18 protein-coding genes are annotated in these 19928 nt (G+C 45.9%); 10 read left to right on the forward strand and 8 right to left on the reverse strand.

The genetic code is table 11. From position 1 onward, the window contains the following. Positions 1-101 precede the first annotated feature (101 nt). Together NC997_RS24170 and psb28 are read right to left on the reverse strand one after the other, a co-directional pair. Positions 102-614 carry a MogA/MoaB family molybdenum cofactor biosynthesis protein gene (locus NC997_RS24170; protein ID WP_190525074.1) on the reverse strand — a complete coding sequence of 171 codons (513 nt, stop codon included), beginning with the start codon at positions 612-614 and terminating at the stop codon, positions 102-104. A gap of 487 nt (positions 615-1101) precedes the next feature. Beyond that, entirely contained in the window at positions 1102-1437 is a 336-nt protein-coding gene (gene psb28 / locus NC997_RS24175) for a photosystem II reaction center protein Psb28 (RefSeq protein WP_190414836.1), read from the reverse strand. Between the two features lie 299 nt (positions 1438-1736). On the opposite strand from psb28, the gene NC997_RS24180 reads away from it, so the two are divergent. Then, a complete protein-coding gene (locus tag NC997_RS24180) occupies positions 1737-2321 on the forward strand; it encodes a DUF99 family protein (protein ID WP_190525116.1) in 585 nt (194 codons plus the stop codon). A 93-nt stretch (positions 2322-2414) separates the two neighbouring features. Here the strand turns inward: NC997_RS24180 and cax are convergent, their stop codons facing one another. Then, entirely contained in the window at positions 2415-3512 is a 1098-nt protein-coding gene (gene cax / locus NC997_RS24185; protein ID WP_190415026.1) for a calcium/proton exchanger, read from the reverse strand. Positions 3513-3733: 221 nt separating this feature from the next. On the opposite strand from cax, the gene NC997_RS24190 reads away from it, so the two are divergent. Both NC997_RS24190 and aroF read left to right on the forward strand, forming a co-directional pair. Continuing rightward, a complete protein-coding gene (locus NC997_RS24190) occupies positions 3734-4636 on the forward strand; it encodes an EamA family transporter (protein WP_190525076.1) in 903 nt (300 codons plus the stop codon). 522 nt (positions 4637-5158) lie between these two features. Further along, the gene (aroF, locus tag NC997_RS24195; protein ID WP_347276046.1) at positions 5159-6061 is read left to right on the forward strand and encodes a 3-deoxy-7-phosphoheptulonate synthase; all 903 of its coding nucleotides are present in this window, start codon (positions 5159-5161) and stop codon (positions 6059-6061) included. A 98-nt stretch (positions 6062-6159) separates the two neighbouring features. Here the strand turns inward: aroF and NC997_RS24200 are convergent, their stop codons facing one another. Further along, complete coding sequence (locus NC997_RS24200) at positions 6160-6999, reverse strand: SWIM zinc finger family protein (protein WP_190525081.1); 840 nt, start codon at positions 6997-6999, stop codon at positions 6160-6162. A 2-nt stretch (positions 7000-7001) separates the two neighbouring features. Beyond that, positions 7002-10184, reverse strand: coding sequence for a DEAD/DEAH box helicase (locus NC997_RS24205; protein WP_190525083.1), 3183 nt, complete (start codon positions 10182-10184; stop codon positions 7002-7004). Between the two features lie 394 nt (positions 10185-10578). Between NC997_RS24205 and NC997_RS24210 the strand changes: the two genes are divergently transcribed. Next, the gene (locus tag NC997_RS24210; RefSeq protein ID WP_190430771.1) at positions 10579-10743 is read left to right on the forward strand and encodes a hypothetical protein; all 165 of its coding nucleotides are present in this window, start codon (positions 10579-10581) and stop codon (positions 10741-10743) included. A gap of 477 nt (positions 10744-11220) precedes the next feature. On the opposite strand, the gene NC997_RS24215 is transcribed toward NC997_RS24210, so the two are convergent. Further along, positions 11221-12510, reverse strand: a complete 1290-nt coding sequence (locus NC997_RS24215) for a cation:proton antiporter (protein WP_190438333.1) — start codon at positions 12508-12510, stop codon at positions 11221-11223. 353 nt (positions 12511-12863) lie between these two features. Between NC997_RS24215 and NC997_RS24220 the strand changes: the two genes are divergently transcribed. The 6 genes from NC997_RS24220 (at position 12864) to NC997_RS24245 (ending at position 18229) form a co-directional block, all read left to right on the forward strand. Further along, complete coding sequence (locus NC997_RS24220) at positions 12864-13589, forward strand: Crp/Fnr family transcriptional regulator (protein ID WP_190438337.1); 726 nt, start codon at positions 12864-12866, stop codon at positions 13587-13589. 757 nt (positions 13590-14346) lie between these two features. Further along, the gene (locus tag NC997_RS24225; protein WP_190430722.1) at positions 14347-14499 is read left to right on the forward strand and encodes a hypothetical protein; all 153 of its coding nucleotides are present in this window, start codon (positions 14347-14349) and stop codon (positions 14497-14499) included. A 140-nt stretch (positions 14500-14639) separates the two neighbouring features. Then, a complete protein-coding gene (locus NC997_RS24230) occupies positions 14640-14771 on the forward strand; it encodes a hypothetical protein (RefSeq protein WP_277881787.1) in 132 nt (43 codons plus the stop codon). Positions 14772-14835: 64 nt separating this feature from the next. Then, positions 14836-16254, forward strand: a complete 1419-nt coding sequence (locus NC997_RS24235; RefSeq protein WP_199306045.1) for a protein-glutamate O-methyltransferase CheR — start codon at positions 14836-14838, stop codon at positions 16252-16254. Between the two features lie 227 nt (positions 16255-16481). After that, entirely contained in the window at positions 16482-17603 is a 1122-nt protein-coding gene (locus NC997_RS24240) for an AI-2E family transporter (RefSeq protein ID WP_190525085.1), read from the forward strand. A gap of 377 nt (positions 17604-17980) precedes the next feature. Further along, a complete protein-coding gene (locus NC997_RS24245) occupies positions 17981-18229 on the forward strand; it encodes a hypothetical protein (RefSeq protein ID WP_190430724.1) in 249 nt (82 codons plus the stop codon). A 78-nt stretch (positions 18230-18307) separates the two neighbouring features. On the opposite strand, the gene NC997_RS24250 is transcribed toward NC997_RS24245, so the two are convergent. Together NC997_RS24250 and NC997_RS24255 are read right to left on the reverse strand one after the other, a co-directional pair. Continuing rightward, on the reverse strand, positions 18308-18940 hold the full coding sequence (locus NC997_RS24250; RefSeq protein ID WP_190433963.1) for a hypothetical protein: 633 nt from the start codon (positions 18938-18940) through the stop codon (positions 18308-18310). Positions 18941-19094: 154 nt separating this feature from the next. After that, positions 19095-19913, reverse strand: a complete 819-nt coding sequence (locus tag NC997_RS24255; RefSeq protein WP_190414529.1) for a hypothetical protein — start codon at positions 19911-19913, stop codon at positions 19095-19097. Between the last annotated feature and the right edge of the window lie 15 nt (positions 19914-19928).

Genomic DNA, 19928 nt, shown 5'->3' on the forward strand with positions numbered 1-19928 from the left:
TCCTGACTCTTGACTCCTGATTCCTGGCTCTTGACTCCTGATTCCTGACTCCTAACTCTTCACTTCTCAGTCCTCAGCCCTCAGTCCTCAGTCCTAACTCTTCACTCCTCACTTTTCTGTAGCTGGCTAACTAAGTGAACAATTTCTGGCAAAATTAGCTGTTGGATGGCAAGTTTAACGGCATTGGTAGAACCGGGGATGGAAAATACCAATTTGGTTTGATAGACACCGGCAACGGCGCGAGATGCGATCGCCCGCGAGCCAATTTCTTGATAACTGAGAAACCGGAACAATTCGCCAAATCCAGGCAAGATTTTTGAGAGCAAGCTTTCTAGAGCGTCGTAGGTGGTATCTCTCGGCGCGATGCCAGTGCCTCCATTGAAGATCAAAGCATCCAGATCCGGGCGTTGGGCGAGTGCTTGCAGCTGCGCCCGAATCTCCTCCGGTTCATCTTTGAGAATGGCGTACTCTGAGACCGCATGACCGGCATCTCGGAGTAACTGTTTAATCAATTGACCGCTTTTGTCGGTTTCGGGCGATCGCGTATCGCTAACAGTGATAACAGCGCAAGTCACTGTCATCCTCTCCGGGTCTGGGTGAGGTAGATTGGTCATGGGTAAGCTATTCCCTCAAGAGTTTTGAGTTTTTAAAAACGGGCTTTTCTGGGATATCTTACTGCCACACGGCTGTCCGATTAACCGTTCCTACGAATCTTGACTCCTGATTTCGCTAGCTCTCGGTAAGGGCACGCGCATTCAAATACTGTTCGGTTAACTCAAATTTTGCACCAAGCCCTCAGAATGGAATTTTGCGGCGATTGCATTCCAAGTCCTAAAAGCGCGAACCAACCGAAAATCAAGGGTTCTGTAACCTGCTCCCGGCAGGTTTTCATGTGTGCTTGCTGTCGGTGTGCAGTTTCAACCGCTCAGTGGAGGGGTGTAGAGACGCATTAGCGAAATGGTGCATTCGTGCTGCGACACGTTAACGCAGTGCAGTGCCGCACCATTTCGCGTCTCTACCGGAGGTTACTGGTAGGCAAATGAGCTTATCCGAACCGGATTGCATGGGTATTGCCTGTGCCCCAAGCACTTAGCTCTTTATTTAGGACTGGCTAAGTTCCAAACCATGATCTTTTGCATACCGTTGCATGAAGCGCATGAAGCGATCCCATTCTTCAGGAGACTTCATCAGGTAAGTTGCTTGGAGGTCTTTTGCTTGACCGTTGACGAATACGCCCTTGACTTCTCTCGTCAACAGTTCTCCTTCCTCGTCAACCATGTACATCCCAGTGATTTCCCCTGAGGTTTCGGTGTTAAAGGCGTTGGGACTTTCAAAATAAAACGTAGCGGTGCCATGAGCGCCACTCTTAGAGCGGGTTAGCTTTACATCCGGTATGACTTCTTCGTTGATCCCTCTGGAAAATTGAATTTGAGCCATAATTCTGCCACCAAGTTTTTATGATAGATAACTTAACATTTTCTCATTATTTAGAGCGGACTGGTTCAGCTTTCACGGGTGCTTTTGGGCACTTTAGTACCTCGGATGCCACCAAGAGACCTGAGTTAGACGAGCGAACAAGTTACAATTAAACACATTTTCCTGAAAATTGGCAGAAATAAGCTTTTTTAGGACGATTAGTATGGTTTAGTTTCTTAAGCTCAAAAATGCTACTTTAAGCGCTTCTAAAAGGGAAAATTAGCTTAAAATCACGGATGCGATCGCTTTTTTGGTGTGAGATGAATCTTGAATCTTTACTCCGACTCAATCGCCTAATTCGCGTCATCGGCTTCGATGATGCACCGTTCGCACGCCGTAGGGGTGGTAGTGCCTCCATCGCTGGGATCGTTTGTGCAGGCACCCGCTTTGAGGGCATGGTATGGGGAAAGGTGCGGCAAGATGGCTGGAATGCAACTGATACCGTTTGTAAGCTACTGCTCGGTAAAAAGTTCTTGCCGCAATTACACTTAGTGCTGCTCGACGGCATCGCTTTTGGCGGTTTTAACGTAATTGACCTTCCTAAGCTTGCCGAGCGATTGGAACTCCCCTGCGTTGCCGTGATGCGGCGTCAGCCTGATCTAGCCGCTGTCAAACAAGCCATTCACCACTTGCCACAGCCAGAGCGACGGCTCAAGCTTTTGCAGCGTGCTGGTGGAATTTATACCTTCCCGCCATTCTTTTTCCAAGTGTGCGGTGCTGAGCCAGACGTAACCGCTGCGGTGCTGCAACGTCTGACTGACTGCGGCAACGTTCCAGAGGCATTACGTCTGGCGCATTTAATTGGAGCAGCGGTGGTGAAGGGAGAAAGCGGACGTTCGGCGTAAGGATTTGGTAATGAGAGTTTTGAATTTTGAGTTTTGAGGCGAGCAGAAAGTCCTTTAACTCAAAACTTTTTCCCAATTATCAAAAAACAACCCTTAGGCGGGATGAAAGTAAAAAGCTGCTCCCAAGACGATGTAGGTTGCTAAGAGCAGTACGCCTTCTAACCAGTTAGAGCGTCCGTCTAGACTGATAAGATTGGCAACAGTGACAGCGATCGCTACCGCAATCACTTCAAAAGGATTGAAGTTGAGATCCATTGGTTGACCAATGACAACTCCTACCAGAACTAAAATTGGAGCCACTAGCAGGGCAACTAATAAACTAGACCCCATCGCCACAGAGACGGATAAATCCATATTGTTTTTGAGAGCAACGTTGACCGCAGTTACATATTCGGCTGCACCGCCAACGAGAGGTAACAGAACAACACCTGTAAATAAGGGAGTTAATCCCAGACCCTTTGTTGCTTCCTCTACGACTCCCACAAAAATCTCTGACTCAAAGGCAACTGCAACCGTAGAGGCTACTAACACACCAATCCAGAGCCAAAGATTCGGTTTGTGGGCAGTTGATTCAGCTTCAGAACCGATTGAATTTGGTGAGTCTAAATCGACTAATCCCACCTCGTAAAGATAGCTATGAGTTTTTAAAGAAAACAGTAACGTCAGAGCATAAACTACGATTAACACAGTGGCAACTGTGAGGGAGAGATTGCGAATTGCATCGAGTGGAACACCATTTGAGGTATTGATGACCGTCGTAGGCAAAATAAGGGCGATCGCTGCCAGCGTCATCGAGGAACCATTCACTCGCGCCACAATCGGCTTGAATTCCTGTTCTTTATAGCGCAGTCCTCCTAAAAGCATGGAAAGGCCCATGACCAGGAGTAAATTACTGATAATTGTTCCAGTAATACTTGCTTTAACAATGTCAACTAAACCAGCATTTAGAGCTGCTAAAGCAATAATTAGCTCGGTTGCATTTCCAAAGACTGCATTTAACAATGCACCAATCGAAGGCCCCGTAACGACGGCAACTTCTTCAGTCGCAGTGCTTAACCAAATTGCTAGGGGGACGATAGCGATCCCTGATGTAATAAAAATGGCAAGCGAACCCCACCCTAAATATTCAGCAGCAATTGAAATGGGTACAAAAATTAGCAGGACGTAAGAAATAATTTTCTTGATTGACATAGCGAATTGTGGCTGAAATTGCAGAGCATGATGAATTTTCCCACCCGATGAGACGTAGGAAAGTAGCAACGAGTTCTCCCCTGGATGGTTGAGACGAGTCATACTTTCACTGCTTGATGTCATCGAAAATTGGGCACCTCTCACCTCTGTAAGAATATCTGGAAACTTGTCAATTGCACCCTGTCGTTTCTCGTATGCTGATGTAGAAGCAGGAGGACTCGATGCCAAACGACAAACGAGAGGAAGGAAGAACCGCGCCTCGCCCCAATCGAGTGGGAGTTGCTCTGATAGCCGTCTCCGCAACGGGTTTTGCGACGCTGGCGATCTTCGCTAAGCTTGCCTATGCGGAAGGGTTAGATTTGTCCAGCACTCTGGCTTGGCGATTTACAGGCGCGGCAGTGGTACTCTGGGCGTGGCTGGTGTGGCGAGACGAGTGGCGCTTAAAACCGCAAGATGCGATCGCTGCCACCCTTTTGGGAGGTGTGGGGTATGCGATTCAAGCGACTCTGTTCTTTGGCGCTCTCGCTTATACCAGCGCTGGCGTTGCTGCTTTGCTACTTTACACCTATCCTGCCTTTGTCACTGTCTTGGCGTGGGTAATCGAAGGCGATCGCCCTGGATTCTACCGGAAGATTGCCCTCGGTTTAGCTCTCACGGGCTGTTTGCTGACTGCCGATTTGGGTGGAACCACCGTGCAGCCTTTAGGGTTAGGCCTGGGGATCGCATCGGGAGCCTGGTACGCACTTTATCTAACCTTTGGAGCGAGATTAGTGCGATCGCTCTCTCCGGTGACAACCAGCGCCTATCTGTCTCTGGGAGCCGCCCTCTCTTTTATGGGAGCCGCTTGTTTGGGGCGGGGGCTGATTATTCCCCAAACGAGCATTGCCCTAGGGACAATCGCCGGGTTGGCAGCGATCGCAACGGTGCTGCCCATCGTTACCTTGTTCGCGGGTATCCAGCGGCTGGGAACCTCCAGAGCTGCCATTCTCTCCACCATCGAACCCGTGGTGACGGTGCTGCTGGGAATCATTTTCCTAGGAGAGCAACTCGTAGGCAGACAAATATTGGGAGGGTTACTGGTAGTCAGTTCGGTGGTGTTAATTCAGGCGTTTCCTCAAGATTAGTCGCTTGATTTACCCTCGCAGGGGTCTTGACGCGATTTGATCCCTTTGCTAAGTTCATTGATGAATGGACTTATTGCATAAAAGTTAAACAAAAGAGTGATAAGTTCGATAGCGACCTAGAAGAAACTGGCTTTTGCCAGAATTCTCAGGTAAGCAGTAAATATTCAAATCAGGCATTTTCCCCCATGTTCATTAGCAGTTTTTACTTTTATTGGTTTAGGACGGTTCACCGGCAGTGAATCCAGTGCCCGCATTGGAACCGCCCGGTGAACCGCAGAGTAAAATCTGCGGTTTTTTGTTTTAAGGAGCAATTTTTCATCGTGATGACCTATTTCAGTAGCTGGTTTTATGGCTTTTATTTTTGGCCCACAAGTTCCGGGTAAATAGCGTCATGCCGATGAATCGTCTATAGCCCGGAAATACAAAAGGTTCCGGGCTTTTTTGTTGCCAAACTCTAACCTCCCCCTACCCTCTCCTACAAGGAAGGGGAAGAAACAATCTTTTAACTTCAAGGAGACTCAAATCATGATTAACGCCAAACTTGCCTCGCAATCCCACGCCAATCACCAAACTACTGTCAAACTTTCCGAACAAGTTTCCATCGGTGGGACGGAACTTGCGATCATCGGGGGGCCTTGTACAGTGGAAAGCTTGGAACAGATGGAAACGGTCGCTAGCCAACTCGCCGCAGCGCCCGTTCAGGCGCTGCGTGGCGGTGTCTACAAACCCCGTACCTCTCCTTATGCGTTCCAGGGAATGGGAGTGGAAGGACTCCAGATTTTGGCAGATGTGCGATCGCGTTATGGCATACCCGTCGTCACAGAAGTGATGTCAATTGGGCAAATAGAAGCTGTTGCGACTCATGCGGATATGCTGCAAATTGGGAGCCGTAATATGCAAAACTTCGATTTGCTGAAAGCTTTGGGACAAGCTGGCAAGCCAATATTGCTCAAACGTGGTCTAGCTTCTACGATTGAAGAATTTGTCATGGCGGCGGAATATATTTTAAGCCACGGCAATCCCGATGTGGTGCTGTGCGAACGGGGTATTCGCAGCTTCGATAACTATACGCGCAATGTGCTGGATTTAGGCGCGGTAGCTGCTTTGAAGCAGATAACCCACTTGCCAGTCATTGTCGATCCGTCTCATGCCGTCGGTAAGCGGGAATTGGTAGCACCTTTGGCAAAGGCAGCGATCGCCTGTGGTGCAGATGGCTTAATTATTGAGTGTCATCCAGAACCCGAAAAATCCGTTTCCGATGCTCGTCAGGCGCTTTCTTTAGAAGATATGGTGGAGCTCGTTCATAGTTTAAGACCTGTAGCCGCAGCGGTTGGGCGAAATATATCCGAAGTAGGGGCGGGTTTCAGTTTAAAACCTGCCCCTATTCATTTCTCTGCCAAGAAACCATGTGGACTAACGGCTTAATCCTATTGATTGATTCTGCCGCGATAGCAATCTTCTTTAAGTTATACGCGAGTATTCGCCCGCCTTGTAGAGACAAGGCGGGGGAGAAATCAGCAGGATTACATCACATCTTTATTTTTTGTTTTCACCCGCTCATAAAACTCCTCCATCACTTCAATAAAAGAACTATCTTTCTTCCAAAAAGGCGGAAAATCCCCCTGCTTTTTAATCAAAATTGCTGGCAAGCTTGCCAGCGATGCCACTTCAACAGTTTGAGGCAGTCGTTTAGTCCCCAGCCAAAATTCTCTATGATTTATCTTCTCCGTAACCGGGACTTTTTCCAGTGGAGTGTAGTAAGACGCGGAGGGTTCTAAAGGGATTTCTTTTGCTGTGAGTTCAGTGGATAAAACCTCTCCTAAAGGAGATTTTGCCAGTTCCGCTTGCAGTGCCTCTTTAGATAAACCTCTGAGTTCAAACAAGAGAAACGGATTGTGGTCTAGTTGGGACGCTACCAAGTAGTAGACACCCGCGATGTGTTTGCAGGGATTGGCGTAATCTGGACAAGAACAATTGGTTTTAAAATCTTTGCGATTGTGGGGGAGAAGATGCAATCCTAGGTCAGAAAAAGCATCTTCAATATTATCGGGAACTTCATTCATCAATAGCTTGGAGACAAAGCTAGCTTTTGATGAAATGTGTTTAATCGCCTTCGACCAACTGGATTTATCAATCCGTGTAATTTCAATATTGATAATATAGGTTGGCTCTTTATAAACTCCAAAATAGAGATTCACTGAACCTTTGACAACAGCATTAATTTCATTCTGGTCAATTTTGTAGTGGAGGACTTTCCCCCCATTCGCATAAGAACGTCCTCGTCCTAATCTCGAAGGATCGGTAAAAGCTTCTAAGGCTTGAATGAAGCGTTTTCCCCACCATGTACGGCTAAATTGAGCCATGATTACTCCAAAATTGCAGCTTTGTTCAGTGAAATCAGTTGTTTAAAGGCTTCGTTATCAAGTTCTGTCAGCCAAGCTTCATCGGTACCGACAACAGCAGAAGACAGCTTTTTCTTATCTTCAATCATTTTATCGATGCGTTCTTCCAAAGTCCCAATTGCAATAAATTTGTGAACAAATACATTTTTATTCTGACCAATCCGAAAAGCTCTATCTGTCGCCTGATCTTCAACGGCGGGGTTCCACCAGCGGTCAAAGTGAAAGACGTGATTTGCTTTCGTTAGCGTAATGCCAACACCGCCAGCTTTAAGAGAGAGAATAAACACCGATGGTTCAGTTTCGGGATTTTGAAATTCGGTAATCATTTGTTCTCGCTTGTTGCGGTTGGTGCCTCCATGAATGTAATAAGTGTTGTAGTGACAAGTATGCTTAAGGTATTTTTCTAGAGAGTCGCAGATTTCCTTGAATTGGCTAAAAATTAACAAACTTTCGCCTTCAGAAATGGCTTCCTCAACCATTTCTGCAAGACGGCTAAGTTTATGCGATCGCGCGGTTGAAAATTCGCTCCCATCTTGTAAAAATTGCGCTGGATGATTGCAGATTTGTTTCAGCCTCAGCAATGTTGACAAAATTAACCCTTTGCGCTGAATGCCTTCGGAATCATTGATTTTTTCGCTCACATCTTTGACGACAGCCTCATAAAGAGAAGCTTGTTCTTTTGTCAAATTGCAATATAATTTTTGTTCAACTTTATCTGGCAGATCGTTAATAATTGATTGGTCAGTCTTGACTCGACGTAAAATAAAAGGCTCTACCAATTTCTTCAAAGTCGTAGACTTCACCCGATTATTGTCTTTCTGAATCGGAATCTCAAAACCCTTACGAAATTGTGCTTCTTTACCTAAATAGCCAGGATTCAGAAAGTTAAAAATCGACCATAAATCCAGTAACCTATTTTCTACTGGGGTTCCCGTTAGTGCCAGTCGATGGTTAGCGGTCAATTTTAAAATTGCCTTAGTTTGAGCAGCTTTAGGATTTTTAATATTTTGCGCTTCATCCACCACCACTCGATGCCATTTTAGGCTGTGCAAAAGTTTTTCATCTTTTCGAGCCAAAGTAAACGATGTAATCACGACATCATGCTTAAGGCAAGCTTCTTTAAAATCAGCGACTTGTTGAATGCGGCTAGTGCCATGATGCACCATTGCTTGTAGATGAGGCGCAAATTTTTCGATTTCTTTTTGCCAATTTCCGACAACTGATGTCGGTGCAATTAACAAAGTTGGTAGGATTGAATCGGCAGATTCTTTTTCATTCACCAGCCGAGCAATGACTTGAACCGACTTACCCAATCCCATATCATCGGCAAGACAACCATTTAGACCGAGCGTTTCTAAATATTGCAACCAAGACACACCGCGTTTTTGGTATTCGCGTAAACTTCCTTGCAACCTTGGCGGATTTTGAACCGGCTCTAGTCTACTTTTATCCTCCAATTTCGCCATCATTTCTGACAATGTCTGGTCATGCTCGACTTCAATATCATCCTCCGCTGCTGCGGCTAATTTCATGAAATCTAACAAAGTCATTTCTGGCTGTTCTTTAGCCTGAGATTGCCAGAATTCCAACATCTGCTGCATCTTTTCTTGGTCTAGTTCTATCCACTGACCGCGAAATTGCACCAGCGGCGTTTTAGCTTTGACGAGTTGCTGCCATTCTTTTTGAGTAACCGGCTGACCGCCAATTGATAGCTCGTATTGATACTCAACAATCGCGTCTAAATTAAAGTATCCTTTGTTAGCAGCTTTGGATTTACCAACGCTTCGAGAAGACGTTTTCAGCCGAATTCTAGCTTTCCGACGACCATCCGGCGTCCACCAGGCGGGAACGATGACTTTGTAACCGGAATCTTCTAATACCCAGGCGCTTTCTTTGAGAAATTCAAAGGCTTCTTGCAGATTAAGTTGCAACCCGATTGGCTGGTCAGTTTCTAATCCCTGCCACAGTTTAGGATACATCCGCGCTGCATATCCCAAATTCAAAAGCAGATTATTTTCAAAATCTTTGCCAAAGTATTTTTGAATATCTTTTTTACTTTTCTGATTCAGCCGCCAATAATCCCCTAAAGAAAGTTTTAAGGATGGATCTTGTTTGGAGTTAGCCAAGAAAACAATTTGCCAGTTATCTGTTTCAGAGTTAGCTTCTTTTAACTGAAAGCAAAGGTCAAAATTTCCCGTATTTTGGCTGCGGGTTAGTTTAGCTTTCCAGCCATACCATTGTTTGTATTCTTCTAAAGCTTTTTCGGTAGTTTGCGGGTTTTTGCTGTCCGGATAGAAACAATCATAAAGGATGGTATCTGTAATCTGCTGATCGAATTTAGCAGTCGAGGGAGTATGGGTGACAATTTCATGCAACAGACATTCAGAAAAGTGACGGAGTAAGCTTTCTTTAGAAAAAAATTCTACTGTTGTCCTGGGTACGGAAGAACCGGCAACGCAGACTAGAGGCATATAGTCTGCATATCTTTGAATTAATGTTTCGTATTTTTCAGAAACAATCTCCCATCCTGAATAAATTTCAAAGGAATTAGCGGTTTGCTTGCGTTTTCCTTTGGTTACAGCAGGAAGTTCTCGATATTTGAGGCTGGGAATATATTGGTCTTTGAATATAATTTGTTTAAATGCTTGGGTATAGTGATACCAAAATAGAAGGTCTGAACCGATAATAATTTCACCAAAATTATGTAAAGCCAAGAAGTGAATATCGTTAAGCAGTTTAATAACATTATTGACCTTGGCATAGCTATAACTGCCGGTTTTCACCCTAGCGTTCACTTCATAGGTATCAATTTCCCAGTCCGTAAATTCTTCATAGTCTTCGTTAACTTCTTCTTCCAAATATTTAATTAATTCAGGAGAAGGAAGAGGCTGGTTGTTCGCGGTGGGAAGAGCAATGTATTGAGTAGAAATATTCTCGCTAATCTTATGATAGGGTGCTGTGGCGATTCCCAGTTCATTGGTTAGAAAAGCTTCCAAGTCGTCTTTGGCAAGATGGCTGGGATGGATGTTTTTTTGCGAGTTGCGGCGTTTTTTGAAAATTGGGGTTTCTACCCACAGGTAAAATGCACCTGTTTGTAGGAAATTAGCTTCTGCCTTAGGAATCCAAGTACCGTGGAGGATTTTCATAGGTAGATGCCTCAAGGAGAGTTTTCTGAAATTGTAGCGGGTTAAGGATGCGAACCTCTCGCAGAAGCCGTCCCTTGGGGACATGGCTTCTTATCTGTTGCAATATATTTAGTTGTTTGCGTCCCTACTGTCAAGTTTTCTAACTGGGTTCTGGATTAAAAAATGTAACGGTAAAAGTTAAAATCCGCGTAAAAGAGAGCTTTCTACAAAAAACAAAGATTGGTCTTAGAAAGGCAGCCAATATGCTAAACGGTTAATTTCAGTTGTAGCTGAGACTTTTGGAGGGATTCACCCTCTTGTGAATAGGCTTGTACAGATAGCCGTCGTGGTTGCTGTATACACAGTTACAGCCCGGAACTTTCCCACCAGAGATAGATGTTAGCCATGCTAGTAGTTGCACCTACAGACTGACAGCGGTTCTACCGCTAGCACGACAACATTTAAATTGGCGATTGTTATTCTGATTAAGGAAAAAAACACCGGATGGGCGTTATGCCGCAGTGGCCCAGAATCGGACATCAAAGAAGAGCGACGTCAGATGTCCGAACGGTTTAAATAACAAAAGGCCTAGAAGGTGTGGAGTTTTTGTCGCTTCCTCCACTTTGTTACTACCGAGGGGAGGCGCAACCCTCCATCAGAGCGGTCTTAGGTAGTAAACGCTTGTGCTGTAACAACTCATTGTCTATGCAAAAAAGCCTTGACTCCAAAAGGAGTCAAGGCTTTTCTGTCTGATTATCTTATCTGCATCCTAAATGATTTGTGAAGGCGAGATCCGCGATTTCCAGACAGAAGTTGGGGATCTCAAGGGCTGGCTCATTACTCAAATAAAATTGCTATATCTGCGATCGCTATTGGCAATTTTCTGTATTTCTTCAGCAATTTATTTTCGCTACCCTCAGCCCCTTTTTAAAATCTGTAGGCACAGCAGGCTCCCCAAACCTCTCTCCGACCCGGTAGAGGGGTTTTGAAGGGGAAGGGACTGGGTTAGATTTGCCAGGGCTTTGAGCGAATTAGAAAAACTTGCACCTGGCGTGGCTTATCTGGGAACAGGTTCATAGTTTGTTCCTTGCAACAATAATGAAACCAGCGGGGATGCCATGAGGGTAGTGATAATTGCCATAACGACCATGATGGTAAATAAGGTTGGAGTAATTACACCTTCCTCTAAACCAATGTTGAGGATAATTAACTCCATCAATCCTCGTGCGTTCATTAACGCCCCAATGGTTGCGGACTCGCGCCAACTTTCACCTGCGAGTTTTGCTGCCAACATACAAGCTAGCCCTTTCCCCGCGATCGCTATCAGGATAATCAGTAATGCGATCGCCCAGAGTTGCGGCGTGTTGACTAACCCGATTTGCGTGTTCAGTCCGGAGAAAACGAAGAAAATGGGGAGCAAAAATGAAGTCGTCAAAAACTCCGTGTGGTGGCGCACTTGATCGGCAAATTCGCCCCGTGGCATCACCGTACCCAGAATAAACGCCCCAAACACCGCATAGATGCCTACCAAATCGGTAAACCACGCGCATACCATCAAAACGACTAAAACTAATGTCAGGGTTTGCATCGTCACGCCCTTCTCTTGCCGAGTCCGACGTGCGAAGAAGGTAAATGCCCGTCGTCCGACGAAAATCATCAACAACACGTAGCCAAAACCCCCGCCAATCGCAAAGGCGGCAATACTGGCGCTGCCTTTAATGCTGGCAAGTACAATCGCTAGCAAACACCATGCCGTCGCATCATCGATCGAACCAGCTGCCAGTGCCAGCGTCCCGAAGCGGGTTTTGGCGATGCCGCGTTCGTATAGCATCCGGGCGAGCATCGGAAATGCTGTAATCGACATGGATGCGCCCAGATATAAGGCTGCTGCCGGACGAGTAATTCCAGGTTTGAAGAGTTCGCCATTGCCGTACAACAACAAAGCTGCGATCGCGCCTAAGATAAAAGGAGCCAAAATTCCTGCCCCAGATACCAAACCGGCACTCTTGACTCGGCGCTTGATCAAATCGGTATTAAACTCTAAGCCGATCAAGAACATATAAATGACCAACCCAATCTGGCTGATGGCAAAGAGAATCGACATCGATGGGTTGGGAATTTTCGTCGCCGCATCAATCACAATCGGGGCTTTGGGGAACAGCCATTGCTGCACATCAGGAAGCAGCAGACCAAACAGAGATGGCCCTAACATCACCCCCGCGATCATCTCGCAGACAACATCGGTTTGACCAAAATAGCGCCGCCCAATCATCGACACAATGCGACAAGTAGCGAGAATAACGGTTAGTTGCAGCAATAACTTTAAAACGAGATCAAAATTCGACATCCTATGCCTCTGGGTCGGGAGTGTTGCGATGTATCTAGGAGCAAAGTGCTGAGAGTTTATATAGAATCAGCGCTTACATCCCGATTTCCGTACCCAAACTTTTTTCAGCAAGTTTTTGCAACATAACCTAGAAAGTTGCTCTAGGAATCTAGGGAATATTATTAATGTGAGAAAATTTCACACCCCATTAGAATGAATACAGCATCAGTAAGCGGCTGTAAGACTTTAACCTGCTAAGCGTGCGGCTTTCTATTCAGAAAATACACCTTTTGGTATTAGGATTGGTTTACTGAGTTCTTCTCCTTCTGCCGTTAGATGCCTTTTCTAACACGGCTAAATTAAGGAAACTCCTCATGTCAGTCCCCAAAGATCCTCTTCAGCCAATAAAAAATCGACTTCTTGCCGCTTTGCCTGACGAGGAGTACGAACGTCTGGTTCCCCATCTAGAACCCGTCTCGCTCCCACTCAATCAAGTCCTCTACGAACTTGGCGTACCAATTGAATACGTTTATTTTCCCCAACAGGGAATTGTTTCTTTACTCAGCGTGCTGGAAGATGGCTCGACTGTGGAAGCTGGAATGGTGGGTAATGACGGAATGGTAGGTCTCCCCATAATTTTAGGAGGCAACAAAACGAGCAACCGAGCGTTGGTGCAGGTCGCAGGCAATGGCATGAGAATGAAGGCAGAGCAGCTCAGATCCGAGTTTAAGCGGGGAGGGGTACTGCAAAGCCTGCTGTTGCGCTATACGCAAGCACTGCTGACTCAGGTTTCTCAAGGAGTCGCCTGCAACCGCCTGCATACGATAGAAGAGCGACTTGCCCGGTGGCTGCTAACCGTTCAGGATCGCGTGGAATCAGACCAGTTTCCCCTCACTCAGGAATTTATCGCCCAGATGTTGGGCACGCGCCGTTCTGGCGTCACGGTGGCGGCTGGCACCCTCAGCAAAGCGGGAACGATTCGCTACAGCCGTGGCAAAATCACCATTCTGAATCAAGGCGACTTGGAAGCGATCTCCTGCGAGTGTTATGGAATTATCAAAGCCGAGTTCGGTCGGTTGCTTGGCACGGAACACCGTTAGATGGCGTTGTACTAGATGGTGTTGCCCTAGATGCTGTTGCACAACTGCGGCTAGGATTAATGATTGGGCGAGCGTTGTATATAGGGTTTCTCTTTTGGATGCAATAGATTCGGAACCTCACCCCCAACCCCTCGACCTTCACGGAGAGGGGAGAATATTCAACCCTGGGTTCACGAATAGCTATCAAATTCATTCTTCAAGCGGGCGACGCTGGGTAAATGGCGGATAAATTCTTTTTAAATTGTTTGTTTTCTCGTATGTGCGAAAGCGGACAGACGGCGTTTGCGAGCGCGTTTATTGTTTAAATAGTACCAAGTGTAACTTGAGCTGAAACTGTCATTCTGCGCGGTTTCCTAAGCGCTACTAAGGGGAGCCAAGCACAAAGCGCACAATCGTAGTACATGGTGAGATGCTACCGTCACCATCACAAGAGACAGTTACACATCATTAGATAGACAGCTTTGAAGCTCCCTCGTGTTGCCAAGTATGAAGGCGAAGATGGCAACTGACAAATGTGATGAGTCTCAGCAAAGCTGAGCTAAAAGGGGTTTTTGACCACAAAACATGACTAGATGCCGATAAATCTTGTATGTTTCCCTAAATATGTGCGAAACCGGACAGACGTTACTGTTACTCGCGTTTATGCTTGAAATAGTCGAGTATTAAGTTCCTCTCGTGTCCCTTGTTGTCTCCTTTAATAGACGACTGAATTAGGGAGTTTCCATCTGTCAGGGTCAAAGAAAATAAGAGGTGTAAAATGAATAATTTAACAAGAATGCCTTTTACATATAATGATACGAACCAAGAAAAACTTTGGGGAAATGGTTGGAATAAACTAACTCCAAAGCAGAAAGAATTGGTTTCAGAAATTCTTAGGAATTTAAAACAAAGAAGCCTAGAAGCCTGGTAGTGCGACTCCCTGTTAAAAATAGGTAGATAATTATCTTTCAGAGTGCCTTGTCCTCAAGGTTGGTTGCTTGGATATTAAGGTAGGCTAAAGACCTCTTCATCCGTTGGAATATCTGTTACTGATTGCTCTACTTTGTGAGGATGAATCTAGATGCATTCACCGATAAAGTAATTACAGCGATCGCAATTTATCTAGATAATGCTAAATATCAAAAAAATAAACATCAAAATCCCGCCTTGCCCCGCAAGCGGGGCAAGGCGGGATCGATTTAGGACAATTGCTAAAAAATATACCTCTACTTGACAGGTCGCTACACTTTTACTTGTATAACGATAAATGATGCCAATATCACAATCAACTGCCTATACGACTCCGCCCCGGACTAAAGCAGCTTATGAGTTAGAAGCTTTGCTGGACTACATAAAGCGAAGTCGTGGTTTTGATTTCACCAGCTACAAGCGTCCTAGTTTGATGCGTCTGGTAATGAGCCGGATACAGAAAGTGGGGATCGACAGCTGTACAAAGTATATTGATTACCTAAAGGCGCATCCCCAAGAATTTACTCACCTATTTAACACACTTTTAGTCAATGTTACTTCTTTCTTCCGCGATCGCTCAGTTTGGGATTATTTGTCTCACGAGCTGATCCCTCAGATCGTTGCGAAGAAGGAACCAGACGAACCGATTCGAGTTTGGAGTGCTGCATGCGCTTCTGGAGAGGAAGCTTACTCGTTAGCAATCATCCTTGCGGAGATACTGGGAATCGAACAGTTCCAGGCGCGGGTCAAAATCTACGCCACAGATATCGATGAGGAAGCGCTTAAGCAAGCTCGTCAGGGAACTTATACGGCTAAGGAAGTTGCGGGGATTCCTCCCGCTTTGTTAGAGAAATACTTTGATAGCACTCCTAACAGCTACATTGTTCATAAGGAGTTGCGTTCTGCGCTACTGTTTAGTCGCCACAACTTGATTGAAGATGCGCCCATCTCCCGTCTCGATCTGCTGATGTGCCGCAACGCCCTGATGTATTTTAATCCCGAAGCCCAACGAAAAATCCAGTCCCGCTTTCACTTTGCGCTCCGGGATAGTGGCTTTCTCGTATTAGGTCATGCGGAGGGACTGCTCAACAGCCCTCAGACTTTCAGCACCGCAGATTTGAAGCGACGTGTTTATACAAAGACGCCAAAGGTAAATGTGCATCTGAATGCATCTGAGGTGCAGGACTCCAAACGCGATCGCATCCGCCAAGGTGTCCAGACTAGCCAAGGTGTCCAGACTAAAGGTGTCCAGACTAAGGGAGAGGAGTTGCGATCGCTTACCCAGACAAGCCCTGAAAAGGCAGTGAAGCCTCTAGAAAAGCAACCCTCATACTTCCAGCAAGAGTTGCAGCAAGAGTTGCAGCAAGAGTTGCAGCAAGCGTTCCAGCAAGTGTTCCAGCCAGAGTTCCAGCAAGTGTTTCAGCCACAGGTAAAAACCAAGCAACCCTCGTCTACCCATCAAGCGTTAACAACCGAGCAGACACAACTCCTGGTGCTTCAAGAAGAGCTAAAAACCGTTCAGCAAGAACGTCTGGATCTCAAAAAACAGTTGAACAGGACTCAAGAGGAACTCCAGTCCACCCACGAACAACTACAGACGATGAATCAGGAGTTGCAGTCTCTCAGTGAAGAACTGTACCAGCGCAACGAAGAACTCAATCAAGCCAAAGCTTTGTTAAAGAAGATGACTCAACCTAAATTTCATGGAGTCGCCTAGCGCGTTGTGTCCCTCTTATCGCAATTCTCGTTGGGATGCAGTGCAATTTAACCCCATCCCGGCCCCTTTCCACTTGTGGAGATCGAGTTGGGGGTAAGGTTAGGAGTGTGTATTGCAACAAAGTGGCGCAAGTTTAAACAGAGGGATTTCTCGGTGACGCTGCAAGCCCACACGATAGCGCTATTCTTTGTGTAGGTAGTTTACACCTAGCCCATCGCTACTAAATCATGTTCGAGCGGCGCACTGCGATTTCTCTATCGAATATCCTGCTAATTGTCGTCACCAGTTTGTTGGGAGTGTTGCTATGGCAGCTGCGGAGTCTCCTAGTCATCCTCATGGTTGCCGTAGTCATCGCAGCAACGATTTCCCCCCTCATCGACAAGGCTGAACGCTTGCAGCTTCCCCGGTGGTTGGCGGTCATTGTTGTTTATGTAACGCTAATTTCTGGCATCGTTGGGGCGGGATTGATTATTGGCCCTACCGTAGCCGCGCAGATTCAACTGCTTGCCGTCAATTTGCCAATATACATTGAAAATCTTCGGGCACTCATTCAGAAAATTGTAATCAGTTACAACGACGAGCGACCCGATTTAGTCAACCAACTCCTTGATACCCAAGCGCTAACTAGGTGGGTGTTTCGTTCCAGTCAACAAGTCCTGCTGCGCTCTTACGACATCACCAGAGGAATTATTGGCGGTGTTTTTAGCTTAATTTTGGCTTTATTGATTTCCGGTTATATGGTGGCGGGTAGTCAAAACCTGGTTAAAGGTTTGGTGCAGCTATTCCCGTCGCCTTGGGATGAACGTCTGGAGGCTCAAGTGGCACCGATGAGCCAGCGGATGGGGAATTATATCCAAGGCCGAGTTGCGGTTTCAGGGATTTTAGGGGTAGCGATTACCCTTGGCTTAGGTTTTTTAGGGCTATCAGAGTTTGCACTCGGACTTGGCGTGATCGCTGGTTTCACCAATTTGATCCCCTTTGTGGGGCCAGTTTTGGGAGCCATTCCCGCTCTCATCGTGGCAGTTTCTCAAGGTGGGTGGACGTTCCTGTGGGTGCTGCTGTTGTTCGTGATTATCCAGAATGTGGAAACTTATGTCCTCGATCCGCTACTGGTAGGTTCTTCTGTGAAAGTCCATCCTTTGTATCAACTGCTGGGGGTGCTAGGAGGAACGCAGGTTTTAGGCATTCTTGGCGCGTTGATTGTTCCTCCTTGGGTGGCGGGTGCCGCTGTCCTGTTGGAAAATCTTTACTTAAAACCTAAATTGATAGCCGAAAATAAAGCGGGTGTTATCGTCGAAGCCTCACCTGATTCCACCGCTATTCCCCTCAAATCTTCAACAATGAAGTAGTCAATTCTGGGTCGTTTTTTTAACTTTGCTTACCTCTGCATTCTTTGCTGAACTCGGAACCTCACCCCCAACCCCTCGACCTTCACCCAGAGGGGAGAATATTGAACCCCTCTGGGTGAAGGTCGAGGGGCGGGGGTGGGGTTAAACTTTACTGCTTCCAATAGAGAATTGCTATTCGCTGGATCTTGCATCCCTCTTAGGTTTCGTCTTATCAAACATAAAGTTTTACGACAGGTAGTTGATTTGATCGGCAAAAATTCCGTAGCATTTGTTACAGAAATGTTTTGAAAATAGCTTATCAGTGGAGGCTCTTAACTGCGATGGAGAGCAGTCAGCCAACTCTGAGTGCTGTTATCGCTATTGGAGGGGAAACAGATATGACATTGAATTATTGCGTACTTCCTTTGCTGTCTCGGACTAGAAGCTGGGCACCTCAAACCAATCGAACCCAGTCTCAGATGGATTATCAGGATTCGACTTGGGTACAGTTGCTAGAACTTCCCAACCCTTATAGCCACGATGAAGCGTTGCTACTTTGCCAGCAGTCTGAGGACGAATGGGTAGCATGGATTCCGGATCATGGTGAAGCGGTGCTGCATACAAGCCAGTTTATTAGAGTTCGTTAGAAGGATGCGAGTAGAGCGATCGCTACGCTTTATGCAACGCAACTCGATAAGCGATCGCATCACCTCCAACTCCTTTTGTTAAGGCACGAACCGCCCTAAAATGCCTTTCGCAATCTTTCTATCCCTCGGATTGGAAGAAAGCAAGCGCAACAACAATTGACGAAAAACCCAACGCCTCAGCAACGGCAGAAATAACAGCGACAGACGCTTAAAGCCTACTTGCAAGAACCATGCCATCGCCGCCGATGCTAACAGCGTCCATAAATTCAGGCGCTGTAAGTTAGAGATAACTGTCGCCGCCGTAGTTAGCAAAGAGAGCATCCAAGATAGCCCATTCAACCATAAGGCAATCTTGAGCTGTAGCTGATTGAGCAGTTGATCGATTAGCCAGTGGTGAGCAGTTGCGATCGCTAAACACCAAATAGAATCTTTAAGACAATCGTGGCGAATTTGGTGAATGATATCTCCATCGAGAGCGATCGTACTCTGCATGACAAAGTTTTCCGCTACTGACTCTCTACTCTCCGCTCGATCGTAGTGAGTGCAGAAAATCAGCCCAGACTGCAAGCAGCTTCCCGCATCTACTAGCGCATAAGAACGCAACTCTGCTAGCAAACGCCGGGAAATGGATAAGTTTTGTCCATTGGTTCTCGCTTGCAAAATTTGATCGAGGATATTTTCATCTAAGTTGAATCTGATGAAATGAGACACTAACTGTCCCTTCGCGTCTTTGACTTCCTCGATTTGAATGCATGAATCTAAATTAAGAGGTTGCCTAAAGGAACCTGATAGATAATTTCCCACTCCTTCTCAGCTCATCTTTCCTATTTTTTTGGCCTATTTTTTTGGATCGGTTTTTTCAGGATTAATTGCGGTTTTTGAATAAATTTTTCATTGAGGAACTACCTTGATTGACCAACGATTCTACTAAATTCACCATAAATTCTAATAACCCATGCCACTGTTTTTCACCCGCAGTAACACCCTGTCTGTGGATATCTAAAATGATATCTTTATGCTCGTGTTCAAAAAGTCTCTGATGATAGCGGTTGATAATATCTCCATCTAACTGAATGATTGATTGGGCATAAATCATATCAGTTGTTACTTCTTCAACCGGGTCTAATGCTTGCGATGCTTCGCTTTTTTGCAAAGACTTATTCCGATTATCCAGGGCTGCTTTCAGCTCATCAACCTTCCGCAAGCTCCGTAAAAATCTACTGTCGTCAAGTAAGTTTTGAATCTTGTTAATCTCAACAGCCGGATTCGCAGAAGGACTCAGTGGGTTAGGCAATTTTGTTTTTTGAATATCCAGTTCTGCTGTGGGATCGCTGAGAACTCGGACATATTCCCTGAGCTGTGAAGCATCCTGTTCTAAAAGTTTCTCCTCAAGGCAATATAGGCAATACTCTGTCTCGATTTGTTTACGCAGACTCAGATACCGAGACCATAGAGATGGATGGATTCCTGTTCTTTCCAAATAGGTTGTGGAAATTGGGTAAATATCTCGATACGCTTCCCAAGGAATAAACTTAGTCCCGCTAATATGATCCACGACCATTGTATTTACTTCGAGAGCCGTGATGTCGATTAGCACATCGGTCAGAGACTGCAAAAAGTTGTTAAAATTTTTCCGCAGGTTGGGATTAATCTCGTTGCTGTTGGTATCTGGTGTGTTGACCATCGTTGTATGAATCCA

Source organism: Trichocoleus sp. DQ-A2, from assembly GCF_039961915.1.
GTDB lineage: Bacteria > Cyanobacteriota > Cyanobacteriia > Cyanobacteriales > FACHB-T130 > FACHB-T130.

Coding starts and splice junctions, on each gene's coding strand:
- psb28 (WP_190414836.1), bottom strand. CDS start 1,437: ATGGCTCAAATTCAATTTTCCAGAGGGATCAACGAAGAAGTCATACCG.
- NC997_RS24220 (WP_190438337.1), top strand. CDS start 12,864: ATGTCAGTCCCCAAAGATCCTCTTCAGCCAATAAAAAATCGACTTCTT.
- NC997_RS24235 (WP_199306045.1), top strand. CDS start 14,836: ATGATGCCAATATCACAATCAACTGCCTATACGACTCCGCCCCGGACT.
- NC997_RS24225 (WP_190430722.1), top strand. CDS start 14,347: ATGAATAATTTAACAAGAATGCCTTTTACATATAATGATACGAACCAA.
- NC997_RS24240 (WP_190525085.1), top strand. CDS start 16,482: ATGTTCGAGCGGCGCACTGCGATTTCTCTATCGAATATCCTGCTAATT.
- NC997_RS24255 (WP_190414529.1), bottom strand. CDS start 19,913: ATGGTCAACACACCAGATACCAACAGCAACGAGATTAATCCCAACCTG.
- NC997_RS24205 (WP_190525083.1), bottom strand. CDS start 10,184: ATGAAAATCCTCCACGGTACTTGGATTCCTAAGGCAGAAGCTAATTTC.
- NC997_RS24230 (WP_277881787.1), top strand. CDS start 14,640: ATGAATCTAGATGCATTCACCGATAAAGTAATTACAGCGATCGCAATT.
- NC997_RS24200 (WP_190525081.1), bottom strand. CDS start 6,999: ATGGCTCAATTTAGCCGTACATGGTGGGGAAAACGCTTCATTCAAGCC.
- NC997_RS24215 (WP_190438333.1), bottom strand. CDS start 12,510: ATGTCGAATTTTGATCTCGTTTTAAAGTTATTGCTGCAACTAACCGTT.
- NC997_RS24190 (WP_190525076.1), top strand. CDS start 3,734: ATGCCAAACGACAAACGAGAGGAAGGAAGAACCGCGCCTCGCCCCAAT.
- NC997_RS24170 (WP_190525074.1), bottom strand. CDS start 614: ATGACCAATCTACCTCACCCAGACCCGGAGAGGATGACAGTGACTTGC.
- NC997_RS24180 (WP_190525116.1), top strand. CDS start 1,737: ATGAATCTTGAATCTTTACTCCGACTCAATCGCCTAATTCGCGTCATC.
- NC997_RS24245 (WP_190430724.1), top strand. CDS start 17,981: ATGACATTGAATTATTGCGTACTTCCTTTGCTGTCTCGGACTAGAAGC.
- cax (WP_190415026.1), bottom strand. CDS start 3,512: ATGTCAATCAAGAAAATTATTTCTTACGTCCTGCTAATTTTTGTACCC.